This window comes from Marinicauda algicola (assembly GCF_017161425.1).
In the GTDB taxonomy this organism is placed as follows: domain Bacteria; phylum Pseudomonadota; class Alphaproteobacteria; order Caulobacterales; family Maricaulaceae; genus Marinicauda; species Marinicauda algicola.
The window spans coordinates 855,249-881,307 of the sequence record NZ_CP071057.1; the positions used below are offsets into that span (position 1 = coordinate 855,249).

The window sequence follows — 26,059 nt, forward strand, 5'->3', positions numbered from 1 at the left end:
CTATGGGGGGCACCGTGGACATCAAAGACATTTTCCCGCCGCCTGGTCACGTGCAGCGCTTGAGGTGCTCTGACTGCGACGGTTGGCTCGATCTCGCTTATGCTGACTTCGACGAAACTGTGTCAGGGGCGCGGATAGCCATCAAAGGGCTGCCCGTACTTCGGTGTTCTACGTGCGAGAAGGACTATCTTCCGGACCGATCGCGCATCTCGATCATCCGGCTGCACGAGCAGTGCGTGTCCAAGGTATCCGCCGGTGTCACCGTAACGCGTAGGAAGCTTGAAGACCGCTACCCCTTCACGGACGTGCCGTTCCAGTATGATGCGGACGACTACGAATACCTGCCTGGCCTTCGCGGGCAGGGGGACGGTTTTCTCACACTTGTGTTCTTCAAGAGAGGGGTCTTGCTGAAATACGACACGGCGTCGGGCTATCGCCTGACGTTTGCGTCTCGGACGTACGGCACGATCACCACGGACGAAGACAACCAGATAAGCTTTGGCATCAACCGAAATGGCCGCGTCGTGATGTGGCTCGGCGACATCGCGACATTGCCCGTGCCGGAACAGTATTACCTGCTGTCTGAAAACGTGGAATCGGATCACTCCATCGGCAGCGAATTCTACGATGGACAGATCGACTGCATATTTTCCGATCCAACACCGGAAAACGACCTACTCGCGGCAAGGACGGACTTCCTCGAAGCTGCCAGGATGCATTTTGGAGCGACGCTCGCCCACCTTGAAGCCGAAGTGGTGGCGATCGCCCTCGACTTTGCGAGGCCGCTCACAGACAGCGTGAAGAACCAACAGCATGCGGCGGACGCGCTCAACAAGATCCACGTCGAATCTCTGGATACACAGGCCATCGGGAAGTTGCTGAGCGCGGCCGGAGGCGATCCCAAAGGCCTTGGCGGCCTGAAGCGCCTGCAGACACTACTTGAAACGCTTCCCGGCAGTTCCGCAATTTCGAATCTCATGCTGCCGCTCTTCGTGACCTACGATCTCCGGGTGGCAAACCTGCATCTCACATCTACGGGGACGGCGTCGGACAAGATGGACGATATCACGAGCCGCCTTGGTCTCCCGGCCGCCGCGCCGTTCTTTGATGTCTACGACGCGCTGGTGAAGCAGCTTGCGGCGGCTTATCGCGGGTTGCAGGAGCTCCTCACCCCGTAGCTGCAAGAGGCGGTGGCTGATCTTTCGCGGCCTCTAGTCCAAGACGGGGCCAAGCGATGCACTGTGCCTTCGTCAGCTGCTTGTTCAACTCATCCTGCGGTGGGCGGCTCGGAAGATGCTTTGGCGGTGTCGCAGTCAATACGACTTAACGATTGGATGTCTGCTAACGGGCGCGCTGCCTACGAAACGCAGCATTGTCCGCAATGAGGGATATTTGAGACAGTTCACCGCATTCGATAATCCGGATGCGGTCCGCAGCCTTCGCGACCCTTGCGCCTTTGGGCGTCGATCCACTCCAGCACTTCGGCGAGGGGCCAGACGACGCATCGGGGTGTCAGGTAGAACCGCTGCGGAAATTCGCCCTTCTGTTCGAGTTCGTAGATCGTCGTATCGGAGAGCGGCACAAGCTTGCGAAGCTCCGGCCGCCTGACGGTTCGGCGCCTGAAGATGTCGGCGGGCGTGATCCGTTCAGGATCGGTTGAAGTGACCGGAGCAGGGGCCTTTGGCGGCGGGTTCAGGTCCCGCGCGAAATCCCTAAGCCCTGTGCGCCCGCCCTCCTTTACGCGATGCAACATGACGCACTCCGATTACACCGTCTTCGCCCGGTTCCACACCATCACGCCGGTGCCGTCTTTCTCGTTCTCGAAGAAGGCCGCGCGCATGGGGCTGGCAAAGCTCGGGTCGTCGAGTTTGACGGCGAGGTAGGGCGTTTCGCCATCCTTGCTTTCCTGACGCCAGGCAGCGCCGAGTTCGGCCCCGCCGGCATAGAGGCGGAAGTCGGGGGCACCGTCTGAGGCCTTGTCACTGTTGGGAACAAGCTGGGCTTTGACATTGATGGTCATGGTGCGGATGGTGCCGGTATAGCTGCCTTCCTTCAGGGTGAATGTTCCGATCTGTGCCATGGGTTTAGGTCTCCGTGCTGGCGGTTGAATGAAGGGCGCGTCGCGCCCGCTTGAACCCGGCGTCGGACGCCAGGAAGCTCTCGATCATGGCCGGGATCAGCGCTTCGGGCTTTTCCTCCGCGCCGTAGGTCTGGCGGTAGATTTCGGCATAGTCGCTGAGCGCGCTGGCGAGGTCGGGATCAACCGAGAGGCTCATGCGCACCGGCGTGCGGTCGGGTAATTTGTCGAGACGAAGGGTCATCGTGTGGCTCCTTGGGGATGGGGTCTGAGGATGAGATCGCGGGTGACGACCACACGCACCGGCCAGCCGGGGCGCACGCGGATGGTCGGCTGGATGCCAAGGTTGCGCTCAACCACGCGCTGACCGGCTTGGTTGATGGTGTCCGTCGTGCCGCGGCGGATGGCGCGTTCGAGATCGCCGTCTCCGTCTGCGCCGAGTTCGGCCCCGACGCCGAGGATGGTCGCAAGACCGGCCGCGACAAACACGCGATCCCAGTGATGATCGGTTCTGTCTGAGAGGCCTGCAAAGCCCTGCGCGTCCGCGCCGGGCGCAGAGATGAGGATGGAGGACCCGTCAGGGAAGATGATCCTGTCCCAGGTCACCAGAGCCCGGTCCTGCCCGAATGAGACTTCGGACTGGTAGCGTCCGATGAGGCGTGAGCCTTGCGGGATCAGGAGATACTGCCCGGTCACGGTGTCATAAACGGGCTGCGTCACCTGCGCGACGATTGTGCCGGGCAGGTCCGAGTTGATGCCGGTGACCAGCGAGGCCGGGATCAGCGTGCCCGCCATCACCTGATAAGGCGAGGCCGGGTCCTGCAGCCCATGCGGATTGTAGATGTCGCTGGCAGAACCCTCGCTCGCAAAGGCGAGCTTGCGGCTTTGGAGATTGGTATCGGCGGGCTGACCGAACGCTGACGGTGCGCCTTGCGGCAGGGCCGCGAGTGCAAGAAGCTCCGAGCCGAGATCAAGTGCTGGGTCGCGATAAGCGGGGCGAGCCCCGGTGGTGCTTGCCATGCCGCTCTGAGAGTCGAGCCGGAAGAAGACCGGCGCGCGGGCGGCTTCATCGGCGAGCGCTGCCTCGCGCATGCGCCGGGCGCGTTCGGCCTCGTCAGCCGGGTTCGGGCGGAAATCGTCTTCGAAGCGGGTCACGTATTCAGGCTCGATGCCAAGCTCGCGTTCAGCGCGCAGCATGGTCGCGCCGAGATCGCCCGACAGCGGCGGGCCAAGGCGTGCTATGCGGTCTTCGACCGGCGCGATGTCGCTATAGCTTGTCGGGAGTGTGGAGAGGCCTTCGGGCTTGCGTGTGTTGGTCGTGTTGTAAAGCTCGCGGCGGGCATCGGGGTCGACCGCAGTTGGCGGCTTCAGGGCAATGCTCATGGCGGCGAACAGGGCGAGCACGCCAATGCCTGCGCCGACCATCAGGACCTTGCGATTGATCCGTGTAACCGGCTTCGGGCTGGAGCGGATCTTCAGCCGCTCGGCATGCTCGTCGAAGGGAATGGGCTCGGACATCTTCCTAGCCCCCGAAGATCGCGGCCAGCGGCGGACGGCGCTCATTGCGCGAGATGCGGACAACGGTCTGATTGCGCTCGCCAAGGCGCAGCTCGGCCGCGCGGAACAGCCGGTCGACGACATAATAATTGCCGCGCACGCGATAGTTGACGAGTTCCGCGTCGCCATCCGCGCCCAGAACAAAGAGCGGCGGCATGTCCGTGGTGGCAATGTCCTCCGGCATCTGGATGAACACCTGACGGCCATCATCGAAGACCCGCACCGGCTTCCAGTCGGGGCTGTCGCCGGAGAGCCGGTAATCGAAGTTGAGGCCTTCAAGGGTAAGGCCGCGTTCAATGCTGCCAGCGTCGCGTGCGATGGCGCGTTCATTGCGGGCGGTCAGGCCCGCGAGTTCATCAGCCGGATAGCGCCAGGAGAGCGCGGCCATGTAGCCGCCTTCGGTACTTTCCAGTTCGAGGTGATAGGTGCGCCGGTCGGTGGCGATCATCAGGTTTGTGCGGATGCCGGATGAGATCGGCTTGACCAGCACATGGGCGCGGGCCGTTGCGCCCGATCCTGAGATCGTGTCGCCGACCACCCAGCGGACCGTGTCACCCGCTGAGACCGACACCAACTCTTCGCCCGGCTGAAGCGCGATGTCGCTGACCTGACCGGGACTGGCATAGAGGCGGTAGAGCGCGCCCTCGGTATAAGGATAGACTTGGATCGCGTTGACGTATCCATCGACCGAAGGTTCGATCAGCGCGCTGGTGCGGCCTTGTCTTATCGCTTCTGCCGGTGAAACCGAGGGCGCGCTGACGGTCCTTGTATAGGTCCGCGTGACGCTGCCATCGGGATTGGTGGTGACCCGCGCGCCGATTGGCATCATCTGGCCGGGCAGCGGAAGTGCCACGGCGGTTTCGACGATTTCGACGGGATAGTCGGCGCGGTCCTCGACGGGCGTGGCCGCGACAAAGGCCGCCGGATCAATCGGTTCGAGTTCCGTCGTGGCGCAGGCCGTGGTGAGTGCGAGGGCCGAAGTGGCAAGCAGAATACGAAGCATGGGGATCATTCTCCTGTGACAAGGTCCTGACCCCAGTTCAGGGCATGGACATAAAGGCCGAGCGGATTGGCGCGCAGGGTCTCTGCGTCCGTCGGCGGCTGGGTGATGAGAGTGAAATTGCCGGTGAACCTTTGGGCACGGACCAGCGCGCCATTCTCATAGGTCTTCTCGATCCAGCGGGCCTGGAAGCTGTCGTCCGAGACGCGCACCACGCTGACCACATCCACGGTGCGGGACTTGCGGCCGACATCGGCGAAGGGATCATTGGCCGAGGCGTATTCGTTGAGCGTGGTGGCGGCGCGGTCAGTCACGAAGTCATAGGCACGCAGCCAGTTCTCGCGCACGACGACAGGATCGACGGAAAGGCCCCGGACATGTTCAATGAAGTTGGCAAGGTGATGGGCGATCTGGGCATCGGTCGGCGTATAGCGTTCCGTCGCCGGAGCAACGGCGCGGGCCGCGCCGGTCTCATCGACTTCCACGACATAGGGCGTGACGGTGGACTGCATCGAGCGCCAGACCAGCGCGCCGGAGGTGACGAAGCAAAGCCCGAGACAGCCGATCGCCATGAGCCGCCAGTTTTTCGCCTGCACGCGGGCGGAACCAATTCTTTCGTCCCATACCTGTCCGGCCTTCTGATAAGGCGTTTCGGGGAACGGGCTTGGCCCATAGCTGGAGGAAGATCGCCTGAAAGCCATTGTCTAATCGTCCTTGTCTTTGAGGGTGGGGTTCGCGCCCGAAGCGCCGCGATCACCGTCGCGGATCGAGTGCGCGGCCATCTGCCCTGCCTGTCCCATGCGCTGGCTGGTCTGCATGCGCCGCGCCCAGCCGGGGCTTTGGGCAGAGGATGATGCGGAGGCAGGGTTTTGCATGGATGCGGTCGGCGAACCGCCGGTGGCGCGCCAGGCGCCTTGACTGCCGCGCTGGTAGGCCTCACGCATGGACTGGGCGGGACGGCTTGCTGCGCGGCGCATGGCGTCCCCGCCAGCGCGGGCGACACCGGCAAGGCCTGCGGCGACACCCGCCGCGCCGGATGCGCCGGAGGCGACAGAGCCCAGCGTATAGGAGGTGCGCGCCGCGCCCGCCATGCTCGCACCGGCCTTGACGGCGCTTGAAGCACCGCCTGCCACAGCGCCGACGGCGGCGCGCCCGCCCATCCCGGCGACATACGTCCCGGCAGCGACACCGGCCGCCGCGCCTGCAGCGGAGCCTGCGCTAAGCTGCGGCGCGCCGGTAATGAGGCCGGAGGCAATGCCGGGCGCAAAGATGCCCATCCAGAAGAAGACAATCGCGGCCAGCACCGTGCCCATGACCTGAGCGAGCGTGACATCATCGCCGGTGCGGAATGCGTCGGTGACAGACGAGAAGAGCGTCGAGCCGATACCGATGATGACGGCGAGCACCATGAGCTTGATGCCGGAGGTGATGACATTGCCGAGCACGCGTTCAGCCAGAAACGTCGTCTTGTTCCAGAGCGCGAACGGCACGAGCACGAACCCGGCCAGCGTCGTCAGCTTGAACTCCAGGATCGTGATGAAGAGCTGCACGGCGAGCACGAAGAAGGCGACCATGATGATGGCCCAGGCGATGAACATCACCGCGATCATGATGAAGTTATGGAAGAAAGAGATTGGCCCCAGCATGTCGCCGATCTCTTCCAGAAGCGGCTGACCGGCATCGAGGCCGACACTGGCGATGAAGCCGGGGCGCAGGAGATCATCGGCGGTCATCGTGCCGCCGCCTGCGGTCACGCCGAGTTCGGCGAAACTGTCGAAGACGATGCCTGCAAGGAGCGAAAAGTTGCCGATCACGAAGGCGAAGAAACCGACATAGAGCACCTTTTTGAGGAGCCCCGCGATGACGTCGGTGTTCTGAGACAGCGCCCAGAACAGGCCCGCCAGGGTGATGTCGATGGCGATGAGCGTGGTCGACAGGTAAGCGACATCGCCCGCCAGCAGGCCGAACCCGCTGTCTATGTAAGCGATAAAGGTCGCGAGGAAGGTGTCGATCACGTCCATGGCCCGCTACTCTCCGAGAAAGGCCCGGGTACGGGCGCGGCCACGTTCGGCCTCGGCGAGTTGGCGGGCGCGCTCCAGCGCCTCGGCGCGGTAATGGGCCGCCATCATCGCTTCCATCTGCATCAGCTGCTCAGTCTGCAGGGCCTCGATCTGATTGCCCGCCTGCGCGACCTGGAGATTGCCGACGGCGGACTGGCTGTCTGCGATCAGCCGGTCGAGGCTGTCACTGTCAGCGCGCGCGGTTGAGACGACCTGCGCCGTGACGGTGAGGCTTTCCCGGTAAGCCGTGCGGGACTGACGCCAGCGGGCGCGGGCCTCTTCGACGAGGACGGCCTGACGCGGCGGTTCGGCGCCATAGTCTTCCGGGTAGACCTCTTCATACTCGCGCTCGATTTCCTCGACGCGGTAGCCGATGCCTTCGGCCTCGCGCATCAGCTCCTCGATGCGGCGCATACGGCGCAGGATGTCGTCAGCGATAGAATCCGGCAGTGCTTCCAGATCGCGCGCCATGTTTTCCAGCATTTCGATTTCATGGGTGAGCTGCTGGATCTGCTGGTTGACCTCCTGAAGCGAGCGGATGGCCTGGTAGATGTTCTGGATGTGATTGGCCGGGTCATACACCGTCCATTGGGCCGAAGCGGGCGGCGCGATGAGGATGGAGAGCGGCGCGGCGCAGATCAAAGCGGAGGCAAGTATGCGTTTCATCGGGGGCTCCTATTCGGCGGCGAGGATGTGGGAGGGATTGAAGGGCGCGTGCGCCTCAGGCTCCGGCGCATGGCCGGGCCAGCGGGTGAGAAGCTCGGCTGCCCAGGGCAGGCCCTTTTCGATCAGCCAGCAGGCGGAAAAGCCGTCGCCTTCCGTCTCGGCCCAGATGCGATCCATGCGGGCCTGGTCTTCGGGCGATGACGCGCCGCAGACGGACAATGCAATCGGCCCGAGGCCAAGATCGAAGACACGGGCCCCGAGGGGCGACTGGTAGTAATAGTCGCGCTTCGGTGTGGCCCTGCTGATCAGTTCGATCTGGCGCGCGTTGAGGCCGAACCGCTGATAGGTCTCGCGGGATTGTGGTTCCTGCGCGCGCTCGTTCGGCAGGAAGATGCGCGTGGGGCAGGATTCGACGAGGGCTGGCGCGATGGTGCTGTTCGCAATGTCGGCAAGGCTTTGCGTCGCGAACACGACGGACACGTTCTTCTTGCGAAGGGTCTTCAGCCATTCACGGATGCGCGCGGCAAACATGGGATCATCGAGGAAGAGCCAGGCTTCATCGAGGATGAGCAGTGTTGGCCTGCCATCAAACCGCGCTTCCAGCCGGTGGAAGAGATAGGTGATCACAGGCGCCACGGCGCCTTTCGCATGCATCAGCTCTTCCATCTCGAAGCAGACTGTGTCGGCGAGCGCGAGGCTTTCATGGTCGGCATCGAGGAGCCGTCCGTGCGGACCTTCCAGCGTGAACGGATGCAGCGCGGATTTGAGCGTGTCGTCCTGCAGCATCAGGCTGAGGCCTGTCAGCGTGCGTTCGGGTTCAGGCGCTGAGCTGAGAGACTGGATCGCTTCCCAGAGCTTTGCCTTGAGGTCCGGCGTCATCGCGACGCCTTCATTGGTGCAAAGACCCGCGAGCCAGTCGGCGGCAAAGCTTGCGCCATGTTCGGTGTCGATATCTTTCAGCGGCTGGAGACTTGGCGCGCGGGCACCGCCGAGATCGATATGTGCACCGCCCATGCAGAGCGTCGCGGCGCGGGCCGAGCGGCCCTTGTCGAACAGGAAGACCTGCGCCCCCTCATAGCGCTTCCATTGCAGGGCTAAGAGCGAGAGCAGAACAGACTTGCCCGCGCCGGTCGGGCCGACGACCAGCGTATGGCCGACATCGCCAATATGCAGGTTCAGGCGGAACGGTGTCGTGCCATCGGTCTGCGCCTGAATGAGCGCCGGGGCGTTGTGGTGACGATTGGTGTCTTCGCCCGCCCAGACGGCCGAGAGCGGCACCATATGGGCAAGGTTCAGCGTGTGCAGAATGGGCTGGCGGACATTGGCATAAGGATGACCGGGCAATGAGCCGAGCCAGGCATCGACCGCGTTCAGTGTTTCCCTGATCGCGGTGAAACCGCGGCCATTCACGATGCGCTCGGCAATTCGGATATGTTCGTCCACCGTGCGGCGGTCGGGGTCAGCAACGGTGATGGTGGTCGTGACATAGCCGTAGGAAACGAGATCACTGCCCAGTTCCTGCAGCGCCGCATCGGCGTCAGCGGCCTTATTGTCAGCGTCATTGTCGACGAGCGCCGCCTGCTCATTGAACATGGTCTCACGCAGCACCGCGCCGATGGATTTGCGCTTGGCGAACCAGTGGCGGCGTTTCTTGCCGAGGACTTTCTCGGCTTCGGCCTTGTCCATCGCGATGAACCGGGTCGCCCAACGATAGGCAAAGCCTTGACGGTTCAGCTCGTCGAGAATGCCCGGCAGGGTCGTGGCCGGAAAGCCGAGAATGGTCAGCGTGCGCAAATGCGCCTCACCAATCATCGGTTCGAGCCCGCCCGCGAAGGGCTCATCGGCGAGAATGGCGTCGAGGAAGACCGGCAGTTCCGGCGTCACGACCGGGTGGCGCTTGGTTGAGATCGTCGAGTGCAGATAAGTCAGCGTCTCGTCGTCAGAGAGCTTCGCAATCTCGGCGAGGCAGGTGGCCAACAGATCAAAGACGCGGTCAGCGTGCTGCTGGAAGGTCTCAAGCCTATGCCGCCAGGTCGCGGCGTCTTCCGTTTCGACACGCTGGATCAGGGCCTTCTCGGCGCGGCCGGTGGCATCGGCGGGCGGCAGCCAGAGCAGGGTCAGATAATACGAACTCTCAAACCGGGTTCCGGCTTCTTCCGCCTGTAATGACCGTTCCTGATCGGTGAGCCAGGTCAGCGCATCGGGAAACTCCGCCTCCGGATAGTCATGCACTTCATGGCGCTGGGCTTCGAAGAAGAGGGCCCAGCCCGAGCCGAACCGGCGCAGCACATTATTGACCCGCGCCATGACGGAGACGAGTTCTTCTTCCGTCGAACTTTCGAGGTCAGGGCCGCGATAGCGGAACGTCGTCTGGAAGCTGCCATCCTTGTTGAGGACAACGCCCGGCGCCACGATGCAGGCCCAGGGCAGATAGTCGGCCAGAAGCGTCGGCGCGTCGGCATATTCTCTGAGGTTCAGCATGTCAGATGCTCCTTGTGGCGCGTCGAGCGGCCTGCGACGGCCATGAAATCCGGATCAGACCGCGCCATGAATACCGCTGCCGAATGCCCCACCGCCCAGAGCACAAGGCCCGGTATCCAGAGCTGGAGGCCGAGGCCGACAGCAGCCGCGAGGGTCCCGATGGCGATGGCGGCGGTTCTTGGCGCGCCCGCCATCAGGATTGGCTCGGTCAGGGACCGGTGGAGCGGGATTTCATAGCCGTCGGCAGACATCAGATGAGCGCTCCGCCGCCGAACGAGAAGAAGGTCAGGAAGAAGCTTGTCGCGGCAAACGCGATCGAAAGCCCGAACACGATCTGGATCAGCTTGCGCATGCCGCCCGAGGTCTCACCAATGGCCAGCGTCAGGCCGGTAATCGTGATGATGATCACCGCGACGATGCGCGCGACCGGTCCCTCGATCGAGGTCAGGATCTGATCGAGCGGGCCTTCCCAGGGCATGCCGGAGCCTGCCGCATGGGCGGGACCGGCGATCATCAGGCCGAGGCCGATACAGGCCGCGACCTGCACCGTTCGGTTTACGGTCTGGAGGTGGGTGTAGAGGGTCATTGGGTTTCTCCATGTTGGACGAGGGACAGGGAACGGGAGACGAGCGGGGCGGTCTGATACCCCTCGCCGTCAAAACCTGTGACTCGCAGCGCCTCTTCGACGCGGCGCTGGCCGCCCGCGCGGCTCATGAACACGACCACGTCAATCGCCTCTGCGATGAGGTCGAAGGGCGCGCGCGGTGTGGCTTCCAGGGTGAGCTGTTCAAGCCGGGTTAGCGCGCCGTGTGCGGAGTTGGCATGAAGCGTCGTGATCCCGCCCGGATGGCCGGTGTTCCAGGCCTTGAGGAGGTCGAGCGCTTCAGGCCCCCGGACCTCGCCGACAATGATCCGGTCGGGTCGTAGCCTTAAGGTCGAGCGGACAAGGTCCTGCAGGCTGGTGCTGCCGCGATGGGTGCGCAGCTGCACCACATTGGGCGCGGCGCAGCGCAGCTCGCGCGTGTCTTCCAGGATGACAATGCGGTCGTTTTGGAGTGAGGGTTCTGCCAGCAAGGCATTGGTGAACGTCGTCTTGCCGGACGATGTGCCGCCCGCGATGAGGATGTTGGCCTTGCTGGCGATAGCGTCTCTGAGCGCCTGTGCCAGCGCCGGAGCCAAGGCGCCCTGGGTGACATAGTCGCCGAGTTCGAACGGCGTCGTCGCGGGCTTGCGGATCGAAAAGCATGGGCTGGTCGAGACAGGTGGGAGAAGCCCTTCAAACCGCTCGCCGCTGCCGGGGAGTTCGGCCGAGACGATCGGGGACTTGGCGTGAGCGGCCTCTTCCACCCCGGAGGCGACCAGGCGGATAACGCGCTCGCGGTCGCAAGGGGCAAGTGTGTGCTGCGAAATGATGACGCCCACGCCAGCCTTCTCGATCCAGACCGAGCCGTCCGGATTGGCCATCACCTCGATCGTGTCCGGCGCTTCCAGCGCCTCACGCACCACCGGGCAGAAGGCCGTGCGCAGCATGGTGCTGCGCCGGGTTTCTGTTTCGGTATGGTGCGCATGAAGGGACATATCCCAGGGCTCCGACTGTTCATTTCAACAAAGCCAAGGATCGCAGACGGATGAATTCTACGGGAGTGTGAATGGCGGCAAATGGAGGCCGAACGCGGCGCAAGGCGGCGCGTTCCGGCATATTGCGGTAAAGGATGACAAATGCGCTTTTCTGTAGAGTTTGCGGCAGTTTTTCGTGTCACAAGCGAAACGAAAAAGGGTCGTTGTTTAGACGCAAAGCAATTAGAACACTGTTTTCAGACATCTTAATTGAGGTCGTCAGAGAGAAGCGCCAAACAAGCGTTGGCACACTTCTTGCCGGAATTCTCGTAAGAAGGGAGTTCAACCATGAAAACATTCACACTCGAAACAGACGCATTCACCGCAAAGTATGATTATTTGTGGCGGCTCTCGGAGGATCGCTGGGCCTGGGAATATGCCCGTCGCAGCAATAAGGTTCGCCGCTACGCGGAAAGCCGCACGCCGGACGACATTTCCGAGATGCAGGCGCCCTGCGCCAGCATCCGCCTCCTGAAATCCCGCGTGCCTCAGACCATGGCCGAACGGCTCGGCTTTGCCTTTATGCCCGATCCTGCAAAGAACGGATTCGAGGCCGATGTCGTCTGGACCCGGCTTGCCTATCCCGATCAGGTCGAGGTCAATTGCAGCTCGCTTCGCCCCGGCCAGACCTGCGATATCTGGGAGCGCACCGTACCGATCTGCAACATCACCCACATCACCGATTCCATCGGTCGCGAATTCCTGCTGATCCGCGGCAAGGGCTGCGTCGTCCAGGTGCGCTGCACAGGTCTCTCCCTTCTCGGGATGGAGCCAGTGAGGATGAACCTCACCATTTCTGATCTTGATGCCTTCGAGCGCAAGGTGAAGGCCCAGAAAGCCGCGCTTGCGCTGATCGGCGATGGGCCGGACCTGACAGAGCCGCGCTGGACCAAACGAACGGCGATGCTGCGCAATGGCCTCATCGCGCTGGACTGTCTGGAAGCCGGCCTCAATCGCCGCGAAATCGCAGAAGTGATCTTTGGCAAGGACCGCGTGGCCGAGGACTGGAATGGACCGTCGCTGAAACACAGCATGCGTTACCTCATCCTGAAAGCCGAAGCGCTGCGCGATGGCGGCTATCTCGTCGAACTCCTCGGGTCGCAGTTCGGGATCACGAAGACCGCCGCCTGATCAGGGCGTTCAGCGGCACGGAGTCTTTTGCGGCCTGCCCGCGCCTTTGGCGCGGGGCTGTTCGCCCGGCTGTAGGGGCCGTTGAGAGGCATCGGGGCGGTCCGGGGTGATCGCCGACCTTCGCCCGGCGCTCGCCCCGGAGCCGCAGGAGCCATCCTACGCCGACCGGCCCGGCGAGGCTCAATGAGGGTCCGGTTGTTCGTCTAAAGAACGTGGTGCTGGGCCTCGCCGGCTGACCGCGCGCCCGCGCTTCCCACTGGCTGGCGCCAGAGGGGTCGCGGACGCTGATGGTTCAGGTCATCAGGCTGCGTCGCCTTTGACCTCACGAAGCGCCCGGTTGAAAAAGAAGCGGATCAGCTTGTCCCGGGCTGCCGGATCGGTGAGCACGATATCGCGCATGTCATTGTCACGCTGGAACATGCGGATCGCGCCCTGAAAGAACGCTTGCGAGAAAGCGGAATAGACTACATCAGGTGCATTGTTCCGAAGCATGTCTGTCATGTCGTCGTCGAGCGTGGCCTGATAGGTCGGCTCATAACGAATAAAGTCATTCTCGGTGAATTCCGTACCATGACGGTCGTTGAAAGCCTTCACGATTTCCGAGAGCTCGCGCTGTTCATCTTCGGTATAGGGCTTGGCACCAAACTCGCTGATCGCCTTTAGCGCTTCCTTGTCCCCCGGCGAGAGGGAAGCGCTGCCCTGTTCCTTCTGCACGACCTTGAAGGCCTGCAGGCGGAGCATGTCCTGTGTGATTTCTATGTCGGGCGGCACTTCACGGTTCGGCAATAAACGCGAAAGCCAGGACGCATAGCTGTAGAGCTTTTCGAGCGAGGTATCCTCGAGCCGGATAACCTGCGCAACGAAGCCGTAGAAGCGCATATAGCTTTTCAGAAGCTGACGGAATTCTTCCTGGCGGCCTTCATCCTCATCGGCTTCGAAGCGCTGCACCGCTTCTCGGACAAGGCCCTCAAGACGCGCCCGGTCGCTGCCGCTGAGTGCGCCTGAATAGAATGTCTCTGCGAAGCGGTCGATCTCACCGCGATCGAGATAGCCGAATTTGAAAAGGCGGCCTTCGAGTTCGTAGACCTGATTGGGGTCCGACATCGCCTCAAGCGAGGTCGCTTCATAAAAAGGCCGGAACGCGGTCTGGATATCCTCCATCGTGTTCTGGAAATCGAGAATATAGGTGTTCTCCTTGCCAGCTTTCGTCCTGTTGAGGCGCGATAGTGTCTGTACCGCCTGCAATCCGGCAAGTTTGCGATCAATATACATGGCGCAGAGCTTTGGCTGGTCGAACCCAGTCTGGTACTTTTCCGCGACGATCAGGATTTGGTACGTGTCAGGATAAGGCGTGCCGTCCGGCTTGAACCCGTCAAACCGTCCCGGTAGCTCTGTTTCACTAAATCCGTTCAGGTCGGCTTCGGTATAGGTTTCGCCCTCATGGGTGAGTTCGCCGGAGAAGGCGACAAGCGCGCGAAGGTCGCCATAGTTCTCAGCATCGAGATAGGCCTTGATCCCGAAATAATAGCGCAGTGCATGCTCGCGGCTTTGGGTGACAATCATGGCCTTTGCCTGACCGCCAAGTTCGCCCATCACATGGCGGCGGAAATGTTCGACAATGATTTCGACCTTCTGGCCGATCGCGGTCGGATGCAGGGATGCAAACCGCGCCACTTTCCGCTGCCCGCGCCGGCCGCTCAGTTCCGGATCGTCTTCAATCGTCTTCTCGAGTTGGTAATAGGCCTTGTACGTCATGTAGTTCTGGAGGACGTCCAGAATGAAGCCTTCCTCGATGGCCTGACGCATCGAATACTCATGGAAAGCGACCGGCAACCCGTCCGAACCTTTGACGCCGAATCGCTCAAGCGTCACGTTTCGCGGCGTCGCGGTGAAGGCGAAGAAGCTGAGATTGGCCTGCGGTCCGCGGGACTTCTGATAGTCGAGGATCAGATCCTCGATATCTTCGCTTGAGGTTTCATCGCGGGTCAGCGCATCCGTCATCGCCTGGGCCGATTTGCCGGACTGGCTGGAATGGGCTTCGTCGATGATGACGGCGAAGGTGCGCGCGCCCTGACCGGAGATCGCCTTGAGATGATCGGTTGAGAATTTCTGGATCGTCGTAACGATGATCCGTGCCCCCTTGGCGATCGCCTCTTTCAGCTGCTTCAAGGTCCCGTCGATGGTTTTGACAAGGCCCTTGGTTTGTTCGAACTGGGCGACAGTTTCCTGAAGCTGGCGGTCGAGAACAACGCGGTCGGTCACGATGATCGCTGTGTTGAACACCGGGGTGTTCGACCCGTCATGCAGATTGATGGCCTGATGGGCCAGCCAGCCAATCGTATTCGATTTGCCCGAACCCGCCGAGTGCTGGATCAGATAGTTCCGGCGAGGACCATTTGCGCCCGCATGGGAGATCAACCGGCGCACCGCGTCCAGTTGCTGGAAGCGCGGGAAGATCATCACAACGTCTTTGCCTGTCTTTTCGACATGCATAAACTGGCCGACAATCTCGAGAAGGACGCGCCGCGAGAAGATCGCCTCGCCCCAATCGCCGGGGCGGTAGAGATAGGCAACCCGGAATTCGTCCGCGACATCGGGATTGCCTGCGCCCCGTTCGCGCCCGCGATTGAATGGCAGTGTCCGTCGTCAGGTAATTTGAGACTTCAGGCTGCCTGACTTAAGGAGGGTCTGGCGCATCTGGTTTGAGTTAAGCAGCGGATTGGGCGTGCTGCAAGCGCCGTAGTTTCATCGTCCTCCTTTTGATTTTCTCACGTTCGAGCAGGATGGTCTGGCCGCGGCCCGTATAGACATCTGCCGGAGTGAGATTGTTCAGGCTCTCGTGATAGCGCTGATGGTTGTAGTGTCCGTCGTCAGGTAATTTGAGACTTCAGGCTGCCTGACTTAAGGAGGGTCTGGCGCATCTGGTTTGAGTTAAGCAGCGGATTGGGCGTGCTGCAAGCGCCGTAGTTTCATCGTCCTCCTTTTGATTTTCTCACGTTCGAGCAGGATGGTCTGGCCGCGGCCCGTATAGACATCTGCCGGAGTGAGATTGTTCAGGCTCTCGTGATAGCGCTGATGGTTGTAGTAGCCAACGAACGCGTCGATCTGCGCTTCAAGGTCTCCGGGCAGGAAGTAGTTTTCCAACAGGATGCGGTTCTTCAGCGTCTGATGCCAGCGCTCGATCTTTCCTTGCGTCTGGGGATGATACGGCGCGCCGCGCGTATGCTTCATTCCCTTGTCGGCAAGATACTCAGCCAGATCGCCAGAGATGTAGGAAGGTCCGTTGTCTGAGAGTAGTCTTGGGCGATGGATCACGTTTACTTCATCGAGTCCGGAAGCCTCAAGCGCCAGGTTCAGCGTATCCTGCACATCGCTCGTCGCCATGCCGGTACAGAGCTTCCAGGCAATGATGTAGCGGGAGAAGTCGTCAAGCACGGTGGAGAGATAGAACCATCCCCAGCCGATCACTTTCAGATAGGTGAAGTCGGTCTGCCAGAGCTGGTTCGGCCCGGTGGTCTTCTCCCTGAACTCATCAGCCGCTTTCATCACGATGAAAGCCGGGCTCGTGATCAGGTTGTGCGCCCTCAAAAGCCTGTAAACACTGGCCTCGGAGACGAAGTAGTGCTTCTCATCGGTGAACGTCACCGCCAATTCCCGGGGAGATAGTTCCGGTTGATCCAGGGCCATTTCCAGTACCTGCTGACGCACCTCGTTCGGGATGCGGTTCCAGACCCGGCCGGAGCCGCTGCGCCGATCCTCAAGCCCGGCTTCACCGAACCGCCGGTAAAGGTCATACCAGCGATAGAAGGTCGGACGTGACACGCCGATCTGTTCCAGCGTTCTTTTCACGGGCTGATGCGATTGCTCCACCAGCCGGATGATCTCCAGCTTCTCGGACGCGGGGTATCTCATTCGATATCCTCCCCATCCCCGATCACGCTTTTTTTGAGGATGCGGTTTTCCAGCGTCAGGTCGGCAACGACCTCCTTCAGATCGCGCATCTCACGCTTCAGGCCACTCACCTCGCCGGATGTCGCCTGCCGCTCCGTGTCGCCCGACAAGCGCTTCTTGCCAGCTTCGAGAAACTCCTTCGACCAGGTGTAGTACAGCCCCTGAGCGATCCCCTCACGCCGACACAGTTCGGCAATCGAATACTCGCCGCGCAGGCCTTCCAGTACGATGCGGATCTTCTCTTCGGCGGAGAATTTACGCCGGGTCTTGCGGCGGATTTCCTTCACATGTTTTTCGGCCGATCCCTCCGGCCCGGATTTCTGTCTCATCTTCGTCCCCTTGGCGGGCTACGATGTGCCAGAAATCCTCCTTAAGCAATTTTCCCGATCTGTCTCATGGTCGCTGACGGGGGACAATTTCGTTGATTAGGCTTGCGAGCGCCTTCGCGTAATGATCCTGGCGTCCATACAGGGTGCCATCGATATAGCCATGCGGCCCGTACTTGGTGGCGAGGTGATGCGCCCAGGCGCCGCGCAGCGAGACCTCGATCCGCTCTACGGCGTCCATGACATGCAGGCGCAGCTGGCGGTCGAAAACATAGAGGGCGACGGCGTCGTCAAAGCTCGCGCCATTTCTGAACGCATGGTCGCCATCGGCCTCGGCGGCGGTTTCAAAGGGCAGCCAATAGGCCCGCAGCCTGTAATAGCTGATATGGCGCAGATAGTGCTCTGCCCGCGCGCGGTCCGGCACAGCCATGCCGCGTCGCTCGATCAGCGCGATCTGGTCAGCGATGGAAAGGGCGGGTTTGGTGAACTTCATGCACGCCCCGCTTTCAATGAAAACAAGGCGCTAAAACGAAGAAACCCGCCAGGGTGCGCAGTGCGAAGCCGAAACTTCGTCCGAGGCGTGGCGGGTCTTATTACGTCGATATATGGCCCAGCCCGGTTAACATGGCAATAAGCTCGAGCATCAAAATTCTGCGACCTCATGCCACCACCTCCTTCAGGAGTGCGGCGATGTCGGCCTCGAGGGTCTTCAGCTCAGCGTCGATCTCCTCGAGCGGGCGCGGCGGGGTATAGGTGTAGAAATATCGGTTGAAATTGATCTCATAGCCGACCCGGCCAACCTGTTTGTCACTGTCGTCGGTATAGCTCTGATCGACCCAGGCGTCGGGCGCGAAGGGTTTGACCTCGCGCGCGAAATAATCCCGCCAGTCTTCTTTGAGCGGCACAAGCTCATGGTCGCGCAGCTGCGTGTCCGGCTCCGGATTACCGTCCTTGTCGCGGCAGATTTCGGCCGTCTCATCCCGCGCGCCAAGCGCCTCGACTATGGCCTTCATCACCGGCGAGCCGACTTTGATGCCCTTGGCTTTCAGCGCCTTGTTCAGCGCTTTGAGGAAGACAGCGCGGTCGGTGAAACTCTGACCGGAAAAGGCGCTGGCGATGGTGCTGCGGATGGCGTCCTGCTCGGCAGCGTCCAGCTTCTCGAACGCTTTCTGGCCGCTGAGGGCATTGAGCGTTTCTTCGGTCACATCGAATCGCAGGCGCAGGGGCCGCTCGACGCGGATTTCGCGATAGCCGAAATCGCTGGTGTCGAAGATCTTGGCGACGTCGCCTTCGCCGCTCTCGCCATTGAGGAAATCGGCATAGAGCCGGACAATCTGGTCGCGCGCCGTTTCGGGGATTTCCCGTCGCTTGGAGCCAAGCGACTTGCGCATGCCGGTCCAGAAGCGTTCGCCCGACGCGTCGATCAGCTGGACCTTGCCCTCGCGCGCCTTCGGCTTGCGATTGGTCAGGAGCCATACATAGGTCTGGATGCCGGTATTGTAGAAAAGGTCTGTCGGCAGGGCGACAATCGCCTCGACCCAGTCATTCTCCAGCATCCAGCGGCGGATTTCGCTTTCCCCCGAGCCGGCGCCGCCCGTGAAGAGCGGCGATCCATTCATGACGATGCCGATGCGCGAGCCGTCCTCGTCGTCACGCATCTTGGAAATCATGTGTTGCAGGAAGAGGAGCTGGCCGTCGGAAATACGCGGCGTGCCCGCGCCGAACCGCCCGGCATGGCCCTGATTGGCGGCTTCCGCCTTGATCGGGTCCTGATACTTCTTCCAGTCCACGCCATAGGGCGGATTGGACAGCATGTAGTGGAACTTGCGGTTCCCGTGCGCATCATCGGTAAGCGTATTGCCGAAGGCGATCTGTTCGGGGTTGTGGCCCGTGACCAGCATATCGGACTTGCAGATGCCGAAGGATTCGCCGTTGAGCTCCTGCCCGAATAGCTCGACGCGGATCGAATCGTTGAACCGCTTCAAGGCTTCCTCGGCGAGGGCCAGCATGCCGCCCGTGCCGCAGGCCGGGTCGTAAATCTGCCTGATGATGCCGCGCCGGGTGAGCTTGGTGTCGTCATTGGCGATCAGAAGTTCGACAATCAGCCGGATCACCTCGCGCGGCGTGAAATGCTCCCCCGCCGTCTCATTGGAGATTTCCGAGAAGCGCCGGATCAGTTCCTCGAACAGATAGCCCATCTCGATATTGGTGACGGCGGATGGGTGCAGGTCGATCTCACAGAACCGCTCGAACACTTGCCAGAGAATCTTGCCGTCATTCAGCCATTTGAGCTGTTCGGTGAACAGGAACTTCTCAAGGAAGATGTCACGCACATTGGGCGAGAAACAGCGGATATAGTCGATGAGGTTGGCATGCAGCTGCCGGGCGTCCTGCCCGCGCAGCTTGTCGAAGGTGAGCTCTGACGTGTTGTAGACCTTGATCCCGTCGCCGGCCGCTCCAAACAGGATCATGTCCTGCGTCTCTTCATCGACGCCTTTGGGCAGCGATTTGTGAGCGGCGAGCACCGCCGTCTTGGTCGGCTCCAGGATGCAGTCCAGTCGCCGCATGACCACGAAGGGCAGGATCACCTTGCCATATTCCGATTGCTTGAAATCCCCACGCAGGATTTCAGCGATCGACCAGACGAACCCGCTGAGCGATTTGATGTCGGGTGTTGCACTGGCCGTCATGTATCCTTGTCCCCCTTGGCGCGCTTGCGCGCATCTTCGTCAATCCAGGCATCGATCTCACCCTTGCGGAACCGCCAGGAGCCGCCGACCTTGAAGCCTGGTATCTTGCGCTCGGAGGCCAGCCGGTAGGCGGTTTTCTCCGTAATGCGCAGATATTCCGCCACTTCCTTGATGGTCAGAATGTCGGTTTCCATGACCGCCCCTTGAGCCGAAATCAGCCTGTTTGAGAAAATTAGGCAGAATCGGGAAATAGCACAACCGGGAAACGGCGTTGGGGTGTCGCTCGCGTTCAGCGTGCTCACATGGCCACCCCAGCCTCCCTCCGCCTCAATATCTGTTCCCATCAGTCAGGTGGGCGGACGGTGCGTCTGCCAGAGCGCGGTCGTCGCGCAAGGGGGCGGGACTTTGTCATCTCTCATCGTCTTTTGGCGTCATACCTACAGCTTCCCCTTGCGCGCCGCCCTGATGCGCTCCGGCTGAGCACCTCCTCGCCGCCCACCCGACTGTCGGGAAAAGAACGAGGGCGGGGAAGGAGACTGACATGACTGACCAACTCGCAAACGCTGCACCTCTTGCAGCCAGCGCTGCACCCGCGCGACCCGATAGCCCGCGCATCTACGTGGCATGCCTTGCAGCCTACAATTCCGGCTGCCTGCATGGCCGATGGATCGAGGCGACCACCCCTGACGAGATTTGGGAACAGGTTCGCGCCATGCTGGCGGACTCACCGGAGCCCGACGCCGAAGAATGGGCGATCCACGATTATGAAGGCTTCGAGGGCGCGAACCTTTCCGAATACGCCTCATTCGAAACCGTGTGCGCGCTTGCCGATTTCATCGAGGAACATGGCGAGCTTGGCGCGAAACTCATGAGTCATTTCGGCGACGATCTCGCCGAGGCGCGCGCCGCCTTCGAGGACTATGCGGGCAAGTATCGCAGCGCGGCGGACTTTGCCGAACAGCTGCACGAGGACACGGGAACCGAGATTCCCGAAAGCCTTCGCTACTATATCGACTGGCAGGCCCTTGCCCGCGACATGGCGCTGAATGGCGAGATCATGGTGTTCCAGACGGGCTTCGATGAAGTCCACATTTTCTGGTCACGATAGCGGAGGGCTTGGACATGACTCCCGAAACCACCCGCTATCGCTTCACTTTGGAAGAACTGCAGCAGGCTGACGACTGGTCAGAAGGCTTCTGCTTGGCCTGCCGCGCCCCGCGCGAGTGCTGCGAACCCGATGCGAGCGCTTATCCATGCGACGAATGCGGCGAACATGCCGTCTACGGCCCGCACTGGATCGCGATTGCCGGACTCTTCACGGAGGGCGCACGATGACCTTCACGCAACGCTTCCAGAACTTTGTCTGCGAGGGCGACAGCATCTCTTGCGAGGTCGCAGGCTTCGAGATCACCGCGCGGATTGTGCGCGATGATTGTCCCGATGCGCCCGACGAGCGCCAGGACGGATTCTGGCCATCACTCTACAAGGACGCACCGGGATTTATCGGTCCCGGTCCGAACCATCGCCAGCGCTTCGCCGAGGCGCAGGCCCGCGCCGAAGCCGTCATGGAAGCATGGCGCACGGATGAATGGTTCTATTGCGGGATCGTTCTGTCCGTGGCGCTGGAGGGTGTCACGCTGGACGCCCATGCCGCCAGCCTTTGGGGCATCGAAGCGAACTATCCGGGTAGCGACAATGCCTATCTCACCAAGGTCGCGCAGGAGCTTCTGCCCGAAGCCTTGGACGCAGGGCGCGCCGCCGCCCGCCGCCTTTGCGCGGCGCTGGAAACCAGCGGGGTGCGCGCGTGACGGCGCGCCCCCAATCCACAAACCCCTCAATCGAAAAGGAGCCAGATCATGGCCCAGCCCATTCTCAAAACTATCCCCCTGTCCGAGCTTCGGATTTCCAAACTCAACATGCGCCACAGCCGCAAGAAGCCGGACGTCTCCGACATCCTGCCGTCGATCCGCGAGAGTGGAGTCCGGCAAACGCTCTTGGTGCGCAAGGAAGGCGATCACTATGGCGTCGTCGCCGGACGGCGGCGCTATTTTGCCCTCAAGGAGATCGAGAAGGAGACGGGTGAAACCCCGCAAGTCCCCTGCGCGATCATGACCGAGGAAGACGCCGCGAGCGCCATTGCCGCGTCCGTCATCGAGAATGTCGGACGCTTGCCAGCGTCGGAAATGGAGCAGTACACCGCCTTTAAGCGCCTGCACGATGAGGGGCGCAGCGTGGACGAGATCGCTGGCTTCTTTGGCGTCACCGAGCTTCTGGTGCGCCGCGTTCTGGCGCTGGCTTCACTCGCTGAACCGATCCGAAAACTCTACGCCGAGGACGAGATCGACCGCGAGACGATCCGCGTCCTGACACTCGCCACGCCAGACCAGCAGGCCGAATGGTTGCGGCTTTACGAGAGCGAGGACGAACGCGCGCCTCGTGGCCGGAACTGTAAGGCATGGATCACGGGCGGGGCGATCATCACGACCGACAAGGCGCTGTTCGACATTGCAGACTATGAGGGCCAGATCACCGCCGACCTGTTCGGCGAGCATGGCGTGTTTGCCGATCCCGACGCCTTCTGGAAGGCGCAGTCAGCCGCTGTGGCGCACCGCGTCGAGACTTACATTGCAGACGGCTGGAAGGATGTCATTTGCCTTGAGCGCGGGGCCTTCTTCCATCGCTGGGATCACCAGACGCGCACCAAACGCCAGGGCGGCAAGGTCTATGTCGAGCTACGCCATGACGGCACAGTGACCTTCCATGAGGGCTTCATTTCACAGGCCGAGGCGCGGCGACAGGAGACGGCAAAGACAGGCAAGGACGATGCGCCTGCCGCGCCCGTCAAACCCGAAATGTCCGGCCCGCTGGCGGAATACATTCTCCTGCATCGTCATGGCGCAGCGACGGCAAGCCTTGCGGGCCAGCCTGCCATCGCGCTGCGCCTGATGGTGGCCCACGCCATGACCGGCAGCGCGCTCTGGCAAGTCCGCGCCCATGAATGCACAAGCCGCAAGGAGGACACGCGCGCGAGCCTTGAGGCATCAAAAGCCGCTGCCGAGATAGAGGAAAAGCGCGCCCGCATCGCTTCCCTGTTTGAGGCGCGGGGCGTGTCGGCCGAGGCGCGGCGCAATGGCGACGCCTACCGGCTCTGCGAAATCTTCGCCGCCTTGCTCGCCATGTCGGACGAGAAAGTCATGGAGGTTCTGGCCTTCACCATGGCGCAGACGCTGGAAGCAGGTGGGCCGGTTGTCGAGGCCGTGCTGCATGTCTGCGAGACGGACCTATCCGCCTACTGGAAACCAGACGCAGCCTTCTTCGACTTGTTGCGCGACAAGCGCGCGATCAATGCCATGGTCGCTGACATCGGCTCGAAGTCACTCGCGGAGAGTTGCGCCAGCGACACTGCAAAGGTCCAGAAAGCAATCATCGGCAACCGGATCATGGGTCATGGATGCGAGCCCAATCCCGACTGGCGGCCCGCATGGATGCAGGTGCCGCCCGCCCGCCTTGTCGAGGGGGCAGGTTCACCGCCCGCAGACGCATGGGCACGGGTCGCGGGGCTGTTCGAGCGCGGCGAAGACATTGATGGAGCCGCGACGCAAGCCTTCGATCGGCCACACGCCGCCTGACGGTTCAGTCTCCTCGTCAGGCGGATGACGGAGCCGCCCGGTGACAGTCGCCGGGCGGTTTTACGCGCACTGATTGATGCTGCCTAGGCACAGGCAGAGGGTTCATTGATTGAACCGCGCCGAAAAAAATCGCTCGTCTTTGGGTCTCGCTTGGCTTTCCGAAATGGCGGCCAGCTTCGGTTCATCCGTTTCCAACTGATGCGCTCCGAACCCGACCTCTGAACGCCCATTACCCGCCGCAGCAATCACCCATCTGGATCGGCGGGCATTTCACATCGCCGAAGGAACAATAGACGCAGCAGTCTCCTGGAAGCGGTTTCAGCAGCGCCCCGCATCCCTTACAGTCATAGAAATACTGGCAGGCGTCAGTGGGCATAAGGTCCTTGGACCGATGTCCGCATTGGGGACAGGTCAGCGTCGAAGAGGGCTCAAAGCCATCGCTCATCTGAGGTTCAGCCATCGCAGCAACGCTCCTTCATAAGACGGCAATATCCATGCGCCCACGAGCAGCAGGACAGCCACCGAGACACTGATCCAGAACCGCGTCTTCGGACGCCGACCGCCGCGCAAGGCGAAAACAATGGCACCTGCAAGCAGGAGCATTGCAACGATCATGAAGGCGTTCTTGTAGCGGGCGAAGAAGCCAAGATTGGCGACAAGCGCGCTGCTGACGCCAAGGTTTACAAGCAGGATTGGCAGCACGCAGCACGAGGCCCCAAGGAAGGCGAAAAAGCCGCCGAGGACGCCGCCGCCCGCCAGCCAGCCATTGGCGCGGGACGCCTTGGTCACAGTCACATCGTTGTCAGTTTCAGCGGTCATCTTTATGGCCTACAATCTGTAGCCGCTACAGAAGCAAGAGGCAATTTCATGACCGGGTTCAGAATCGGGCGATTGAGCGAGGAAACGGGCGTCCATATCGAGACGATCCGCTACTATGAAAAGATCGGTCTTGTTCCGAAACCTCCCCGCAGCGATGGCGGTAGGCGGCTCTATGACGGTGGTGCAATCCAGCGCCTGCGCTTCATCCGGCGGGCGCGCGACCTTGGCTTTCCTCTCGATGATGTGCGTTCGTTGATGGGCCTTGCGACCGAACCTGGATGCTGCGCGGACGCTTTTGAGATTGCAGAACGTCACCGATCGGATGTGCGAAACCGCATCGCCGATCTGCGTCGTCTGGAACGGCGTCTGGCGGAGCTGACAAAGGCCTGCCAAAGCGATGGCGATCTCGAATGCGGACTTATCGATGCGCTCTCACGGAGCTGAGAATGGCATTGGCCGAGCCAGTTTCCGTGCCGGTCGATGTTCGCTGATACAATGACGACTGGCAGGTAGCGCAGTTCCTTCCGTTTCCACCTGATGCGCTCCGAACCCCTTGTTCCCGTCTCATGCCGTGTGACCTGGACGACGCCTGTCGGGCCTTGAAACCGGCCCATGCGAAGAATTTTCCCCGCCGCTTTGCGGCTCCTCGCCGATCAAAATTCTTCTCCGGGCCGGTGCTCCACTGCGTTTCGCCCGCGAGCGGTTCAGGCCCGCCCTGCGCCGTCCTTTCGGTCCGGCGTCGACGGGGACAAGGGGTCTCCGGGACACGATCAGAAACGAAAGGAACTATCACCATGGCCAACGCACTCGGATATGTCAGCGAAACCAAAACCGGCTTCGAAGGCGCTCTTGCAATGATGAACCTCACCGCTGCCATCCGCATCGAGAAGAACGCGGAGAAAGCCGCCGACGGACAGCCCGACTACCGCATCTTCGCCGGAGAAACCTCGACCGAAATCGGCGGCGGATGGCTTCGCAAAGCCAAGGCATCAGGGCGCGAATATGTCTCGATCACCCTCGCAGACCCGCAGATCGGCCCGCGCAAGATCTACGCGAACCTCGCCCCTGTGAAAGGCAAGAAAGGCCGCCACGTGATCCTCTGGAACCCGCGGGACTAGGGGGCAGATCCATCGCAAGCGAGCCGCTCCGGAGATCAGCTCCGGGGCGGTTTTTGCGTGTAGAAACAATGGTAAACAGGCAGGTGAAAAATTGCGCATGCGCTTTTTGCGGCTACAAATGGCGGCGTCTGGCGGCATCCTTTTCGTGGACTTTACAGCCACGAGAAGGAGCCTGACATCATGGCCAAAGATAACCGGAAACCGCCACAGCGTGAGGAGCTGCCCGAGCTTCTGACCGCTATCGAGGCGGCAGAATTTCTGAACCTGTCGCCCATCACCCTCAGCCATTACCGCTATCAGGGACGCGGGCCGATCTACCGCAAGCATGGCTGGCGCGTCTACTACACGAGAGCTGATCTGGTGGACTGGTCTAACCGCCAGAGATGGGCCTCGACCGGCGAGCCACTGCGGTCATGAGACGGCGGAAACGTGTGATCGGCGTTGGCCTTCTGGGCATCGGGCTCGCCCTGTTCGGCGCAGTTTTTACGCCTCAGGATCGGCTGATCTGGAACCGGACCGGCAGCGCGCCGCAAGGGCTGTACTGGCTGAGCGACGAGCCATTCACCCTTGGCCGATGGGTCGTCGTCTCAGCCAGAAGCGATGACGCGCAGTGGGCTCAGACCCAAGGATTTGTCGGGCGGGATTGGCCTTTATTGAAGCAGATTGCAGGGCTGCCCGGCGATGAAATCTGCCGTTGGGACACGCAGCTTCTGATCAATGGAAAAGTCGGGGGAGAGGCGCGATTGCGAGACTCTTCGGGGCGGGATTTGCCGTCCTGGGAGGGCTGTATGGTGCTTGGGCAAGACCAGCTCTTCCTGATGAATGCGCACCCGGACTCCCTCGATGGACGCTATTTCGGACCCGTTGAAATCCATGATCTCGTTGGCGTGGCGCGTCTGATCCTTGCTTGGCGGTGATCAGAGATGGCGGCGTATTC

At 61.6% G+C, this 26,059-nt stretch carries 28 protein-coding genes and 2 pseudogenes; 10 read left to right on the plus strand and 20 right to left on the minus strand.

What is annotated here, in order from left to right; translation table 11 throughout:
- Positions 1-14 precede the first annotated feature (14 nt).
- Complete coding sequence (locus tag JW792_RS04230) at positions 15-1,178, plus strand: hypothetical protein (protein ID WP_034764008.1); 1,164 nt, start codon at positions 15-17, stop codon at positions 1,176-1,178.
- A 224-nt stretch (positions 1,179-1,402) separates the two neighbouring features.
- Here the strand turns inward: JW792_RS04230 and JW792_RS04235 are convergent, their stop codons facing one another.
- From JW792_RS04235 to trbB, 12 genes are read right to left on the minus strand one after another with little or no spacing between them, the layout of a single operon-like run.
- Positions 1,403-1,753 (minus strand): helix-turn-helix transcriptional regulator, encoded by a 351-nt coding sequence (locus JW792_RS04235; RefSeq protein WP_081812989.1) that lies wholly within the window; start codon positions 1,751-1,753, stop codon positions 1,403-1,405.
- Positions 1,754-1,765: 12 nt separating this feature from the next.
- The gene (locus JW792_RS04240) at positions 1,766-2,080 is read right to left on the minus strand and encodes a DUF736 domain-containing protein (RefSeq protein WP_034763723.1); all 315 of its coding nucleotides are present in this window, start codon (positions 2,078-2,080) and stop codon (positions 1,766-1,768) included.
- A 4-nt stretch (positions 2,081-2,084) separates the two neighbouring features.
- A complete protein-coding gene (locus JW792_RS04245; RefSeq protein WP_135997445.1) occupies positions 2,085-2,321 on the minus strand; it encodes a DUF2274 domain-containing protein in 237 nt (78 codons plus the stop codon).
- Complete coding sequence (locus JW792_RS04250) at positions 2,318-3,679, minus strand: TraB/TrbI/VirB10 family type IV secretion system protein (protein WP_206340895.1); 1,362 nt, start codon at positions 3,677-3,679, stop codon at positions 2,318-2,320. The genes JW792_RS04245 and JW792_RS04250 overlap by 4 nt, the downstream gene beginning before the upstream one ends.
- Entirely contained in the window at positions 3,600-4,637 is a 1,038-nt protein-coding gene (gene trbG, locus JW792_RS04255) for a P-type conjugative transfer protein TrbG (RefSeq protein WP_045694921.1), read from the minus strand. The genes JW792_RS04250 and trbG overlap by 80 nt, the downstream gene beginning before the upstream one ends.
- A 5-nt stretch (positions 4,638-4,642) precedes the next feature.
- Entirely contained in the window at positions 4,643-5,335 is a 693-nt protein-coding gene (gene trbF / locus JW792_RS04260) for a conjugal transfer protein TrbF (protein ID WP_045694922.1), read from the minus strand.
- A gap of 3 nt (positions 5,336-5,338) precedes the next feature.
- The gene (gene trbL / locus JW792_RS04265) at positions 5,339-6,655 is read right to left on the minus strand and encodes a P-type conjugative transfer protein TrbL (protein ID WP_135997446.1); all 1,317 of its coding nucleotides are present in this window, start codon (positions 6,653-6,655) and stop codon (positions 5,339-5,341) included.
- Positions 6,656-6,661: 6 nt separating this feature from the next.
- Entirely contained in the window at positions 6,662-7,360 is a 699-nt protein-coding gene (gene trbJ, locus JW792_RS04270; protein ID WP_135997447.1) for a P-type conjugative transfer protein TrbJ, read from the minus strand.
- Positions 7,361-7,369: 9 nt separating this feature from the next.
- Entirely contained in the window at positions 7,370-9,841 is a 2,472-nt protein-coding gene (gene trbE / locus JW792_RS04275) for a conjugal transfer protein TrbE (protein WP_034763743.1), read from the minus strand.
- The gene (locus JW792_RS04280) at positions 9,835-10,092 is read right to left on the minus strand and encodes a VirB3 family type IV secretion system protein (RefSeq protein ID WP_034763746.1); all 258 of its coding nucleotides are present in this window, start codon (positions 10,090-10,092) and stop codon (positions 9,835-9,837) included. Before JW792_RS04280 ends, trbE begins: the two co-directional genes overlap by 7 nt.
- Positions 10,092-10,427, minus strand: coding sequence for a TrbC/VirB2 family type IV secretion system protein (locus tag JW792_RS04285; RefSeq protein ID WP_135997448.1), 336 nt, complete (start codon positions 10,425-10,427; stop codon positions 10,092-10,094). The genes JW792_RS04280 and JW792_RS04285 overlap by 1 nt, the downstream gene beginning before the upstream one ends.
- Positions 10,424-11,419 carry a P-type conjugative transfer ATPase TrbB gene (gene trbB, locus JW792_RS04290; RefSeq protein WP_034763750.1) on the minus strand — a complete coding sequence of 332 codons (996 nt, stop codon included), beginning with the start codon at positions 11,417-11,419 and terminating at the stop codon, positions 10,424-10,426. Before trbB ends, JW792_RS04285 begins: the two co-directional genes overlap by 4 nt.
- Positions 11,420-11,746: 327 nt before the next feature.
- Between trbB and JW792_RS04295 the strand changes: the two genes are divergently transcribed.
- Entirely contained in the window at positions 11,747-12,589 is an 843-nt protein-coding gene (locus JW792_RS04295; protein ID WP_034763753.1) for a DNA -binding domain-containing protein, read from the plus strand.
- A gap of 300 nt (positions 12,590-12,889) precedes the next feature.
- On the opposite strand, the pseudogene JW792_RS04300 reads toward JW792_RS04295, so the two are convergent.
- The 6 genes and pseudogenes from JW792_RS04300 to mads1 form a co-directional block, all read right to left on the minus strand.
- Positions 12,890-15,232, minus strand: a pseudogene (locus JW792_RS04300) (type I restriction endonuclease subunit R); the annotation flags it as partial.
- Positions 15,233-15,296: 64 nt separating this feature from the next.
- Positions 15,297-15,452, minus strand: a pseudogene (locus tag JW792_RS04305) (IS3 family transposase); the annotation flags it as partial.
- Between the two features lie 68 nt (positions 15,453-15,520).
- Positions 15,521-16,869 (minus strand): IS3 family transposase gene (locus JW792_RS04310; protein ID WP_206340810.1). Its coding sequence is split into 2 segments (ribosomal slippage): positions 15,521-16,536 and positions 16,536-16,869, totalling 1,350 coding nucleotides; the frame shifts between segments, so codons are not numbered across the junction.
- 64 nt (positions 16,870-16,933) lie between these two features.
- Positions 16,934-17,359: an Abi family protein gene (locus tag JW792_RS04315; RefSeq protein ID WP_135997621.1), complete on the minus strand. Its 426-nt coding sequence runs from the start codon at positions 17,357-17,359 to the stop codon at positions 16,934-16,936.
- 166 nt (positions 17,360-17,525) lie between these two features.
- The gene (locus JW792_RS04320; RefSeq protein WP_135997620.1) at positions 17,526-19,556 is read right to left on the minus strand and encodes a type I restriction-modification system subunit M; all 2,031 of its coding nucleotides are present in this window, start codon (positions 19,554-19,556) and stop codon (positions 17,526-17,528) included.
- Positions 19,553-19,750: a methylation-associated defense system helix-turn-helix domain-containing protein MAD1 gene (gene mads1 / locus JW792_RS04325; protein ID WP_034763762.1), complete on the minus strand. Its 198-nt coding sequence runs from the start codon at positions 19,748-19,750 to the stop codon at positions 19,553-19,555. The genes JW792_RS04320 and mads1 overlap by 4 nt, the downstream gene beginning before the upstream one ends.
- A gap of 347 nt (positions 19,751-20,097) precedes the next feature.
- Between mads1 and JW792_RS04330 the strand changes: the two genes are divergently transcribed.
- The 4 genes from JW792_RS04330 to JW792_RS04345 are packed head-to-tail and all read left to right on the plus strand — an operon-like array spanning position 20,098 to position 23,185.
- Positions 20,098-20,664 carry an antirestriction protein ArdA gene (locus tag JW792_RS04330; protein ID WP_155843530.1) on the plus strand — a complete coding sequence of 189 codons (567 nt, stop codon included), beginning with the start codon at positions 20,098-20,100 and terminating at the stop codon, positions 20,662-20,664.
- 14 nt (positions 20,665-20,678) lie between these two features.
- Complete coding sequence (locus JW792_RS04335; protein ID WP_034763765.1) at positions 20,679-20,891, plus strand: hypothetical protein; 213 nt, start codon at positions 20,679-20,681, stop codon at positions 20,889-20,891.
- The gene (locus JW792_RS04340) at positions 20,888-21,364 is read left to right on the plus strand and encodes a hypothetical protein (protein WP_034763768.1); all 477 of its coding nucleotides are present in this window, start codon (positions 20,888-20,890) and stop codon (positions 21,362-21,364) included. The genes JW792_RS04335 and JW792_RS04340 overlap by 4 nt, the downstream gene beginning before the upstream one ends.
- A gap of 48 nt (positions 21,365-21,412) precedes the next feature.
- A complete protein-coding gene (locus tag JW792_RS04345; RefSeq protein WP_135997619.1) occupies positions 21,413-23,185 on the plus strand; it encodes a ParB/RepB/Spo0J family partition protein in 1,773 nt (590 codons plus the stop codon).
- Between the two features lie 229 nt (positions 23,186-23,414).
- Here the strand turns inward: JW792_RS04345 and JW792_RS17055 are convergent, their stop codons facing one another.
- Both JW792_RS17055 and JW792_RS04350 read right to left on the minus strand, forming a co-directional pair.
- Positions 23,415-23,630: a GDCCVxC domain-containing (seleno)protein gene (locus JW792_RS17055; protein ID WP_081812992.1), complete on the minus strand. Its 216-nt coding sequence runs from the start codon at positions 23,628-23,630 to the stop codon at positions 23,415-23,417.
- Positions 23,627-24,004, minus strand: a complete 378-nt coding sequence (locus tag JW792_RS04350) for a hypothetical protein (RefSeq protein ID WP_034763771.1) — start codon at positions 24,002-24,004, stop codon at positions 23,627-23,629. Before JW792_RS04350 ends, JW792_RS17055 begins: the two co-directional genes overlap by 4 nt.
- Positions 24,005-24,052: 48 nt before the next feature.
- Between JW792_RS04350 and JW792_RS04355 the strand changes: the two genes are divergently transcribed.
- The 4 genes from JW792_RS04355 to JW792_RS04370 all read left to right on the plus strand — a co-directional run bounded on the left by JW792_RS04355 (position 24,053) and on the right by JW792_RS04370 (position 26,039).
- Positions 24,053-24,448, plus strand: coding sequence for a MerR family transcriptional regulator (locus tag JW792_RS04355; protein WP_034763774.1), 396 nt, complete (start codon positions 24,053-24,055; stop codon positions 24,446-24,448).
- Between the two features lie 350 nt (positions 24,449-24,798).
- A complete protein-coding gene (locus JW792_RS04360) occupies positions 24,799-25,122 on the plus strand; it encodes a DUF736 domain-containing protein (protein WP_013300169.1) in 324 nt (107 codons plus the stop codon).
- A 180-nt stretch (positions 25,123-25,302) separates the two neighbouring features.
- The gene (locus JW792_RS04365; protein ID WP_197020226.1) at positions 25,303-25,539 is read left to right on the plus strand and encodes a helix-turn-helix domain-containing protein; all 237 of its coding nucleotides are present in this window, start codon (positions 25,303-25,305) and stop codon (positions 25,537-25,539) included.
- The gene (locus tag JW792_RS04370; RefSeq protein ID WP_034763782.1) at positions 25,536-26,039 is read left to right on the plus strand and encodes a S26 family signal peptidase; all 504 of its coding nucleotides are present in this window, start codon (positions 25,536-25,538) and stop codon (positions 26,037-26,039) included. Before JW792_RS04365 ends, JW792_RS04370 begins: the two co-directional genes overlap by 4 nt.
- Positions 26,040-26,059 lie beyond the last annotated feature (20 nt).

What these genes read in the sequence shown, in the direction of transcription:
- JW792_RS04235 (WP_081812989.1), bottom strand. Translation starts at nt 1,753, where the DNA reads ATGTTGCATCGCGTAAAGGAGGGCGGGCGCACAGGGCTTAGGGATTTC.
- JW792_RS04240 (WP_034763723.1), bottom strand. Translation starts at nt 2,080, where the DNA reads ATGGCACAGATCGGAACATTCACCCTGAAGGAAGGCAGCTATACCGGC.
- JW792_RS04245 (WP_135997445.1), bottom strand. Translation starts at nt 2,321, where the DNA reads ATGACCCTTCGTCTCGACAAATTACCCGACCGCACGCCGGTGCGCATG.
- trbG (WP_045694921.1), bottom strand. Translation starts at nt 4,637, where the DNA reads ATGCTTCGTATTCTGCTTGCCACTTCGGCCCTCGCACTCACCACGGCC.
- trbF (WP_045694922.1), bottom strand. Translation starts at nt 5,335, where the DNA reads ATGGCTTTCAGGCGATCTTCCTCCAGCTATGGGCCAAGCCCGTTCCCC.
- trbL (WP_135997446.1), bottom strand. Translation starts at nt 6,655, where the DNA reads ATGGACGTGATCGACACCTTCCTCGCGACCTTTATCGCTTACATAGAC.
- trbJ (WP_135997447.1), bottom strand. Translation starts at nt 7,360, where the DNA reads ATGAAACGCATACTTGCCTCCGCTTTGATCTGCGCCGCGCCGCTCTCC.
- trbE (WP_034763743.1), bottom strand. Translation starts at nt 9,841, where the DNA reads ATGCTGAACCTCAGAGAATATGCCGACGCGCCGACGCTTCTGGCCGAC.
- JW792_RS04280 (WP_034763746.1), bottom strand. Translation starts at nt 10,092, where the DNA reads ATGTCTGCCGACGGCTATGAAATCCCGCTCCACCGGTCCCTGACCGAG.
- JW792_RS04285 (WP_135997448.1), bottom strand. Translation starts at nt 10,427, where the DNA reads ATGACCCTCTACACCCACCTCCAGACCGTAAACCGAACGGTGCAGGTC.
- trbB (WP_034763750.1), bottom strand. Translation starts at nt 11,419, where the DNA reads ATGTCCCTTCATGCGCACCATACCGAAACAGAAACCCGGCGCAGCACC.
- JW792_RS04295 (WP_034763753.1), top strand. Translation starts at nt 11,747, where the DNA reads ATGAAAACATTCACACTCGAAACAGACGCATTCACCGCAAAGTATGAT.
- JW792_RS04315 (WP_135997621.1), bottom strand. Translation starts at nt 17,359, where the DNA reads ATGAAGTTCACCAAACCCGCCCTTTCCATCGCTGACCAGATCGCGCTG.
- JW792_RS04320 (WP_135997620.1), bottom strand. Translation starts at nt 19,556, where the DNA reads ATGACGGCCAGTGCAACACCCGACATCAAATCGCTCAGCGGGTTCGTC.
- mads1 (WP_034763762.1), bottom strand. Translation starts at nt 19,750, where the DNA reads ATGGAAACCGACATTCTGACCATCAAGGAAGTGGCGGAATATCTGCGC.
- JW792_RS04330 (WP_155843530.1), top strand. Translation starts at nt 20,098, where the DNA reads ATGACTGACCAACTCGCAAACGCTGCACCTCTTGCAGCCAGCGCTGCA.
- JW792_RS04335 (WP_034763765.1), top strand. Translation starts at nt 20,679, where the DNA reads ATGACTCCCGAAACCACCCGCTATCGCTTCACTTTGGAAGAACTGCAG.
- JW792_RS04340 (WP_034763768.1), top strand. Translation starts at nt 20,888, where the DNA reads ATGACCTTCACGCAACGCTTCCAGAACTTTGTCTGCGAGGGCGACAGC.
- JW792_RS04345 (WP_135997619.1), top strand. Translation starts at nt 21,413, where the DNA reads ATGGCCCAGCCCATTCTCAAAACTATCCCCCTGTCCGAGCTTCGGATT.
- JW792_RS17055 (WP_081812992.1), bottom strand. Translation starts at nt 23,630, where the DNA reads ATGAGCGATGGCTTTGAGCCCTCTTCGACGCTGACCTGTCCCCAATGC.
- JW792_RS04350 (WP_034763771.1), bottom strand. Translation starts at nt 24,004, where the DNA reads ATGACCGCTGAAACTGACAACGATGTGACTGTGACCAAGGCGTCCCGC.
- JW792_RS04355 (WP_034763774.1), top strand. Translation starts at nt 24,053, where the DNA reads ATGACCGGGTTCAGAATCGGGCGATTGAGCGAGGAAACGGGCGTCCAT.
- JW792_RS04360 (WP_013300169.1), top strand. Translation starts at nt 24,799, where the DNA reads ATGGCCAACGCACTCGGATATGTCAGCGAAACCAAAACCGGCTTCGAA.
- JW792_RS04365 (WP_197020226.1), top strand. Translation starts at nt 25,303, where the DNA reads ATGGCCAAAGATAACCGGAAACCGCCACAGCGTGAGGAGCTGCCCGAG.
- JW792_RS04370 (WP_034763782.1), top strand. Translation starts at nt 25,536, where the DNA reads ATGAGACGGCGGAAACGTGTGATCGGCGTTGGCCTTCTGGGCATCGGG.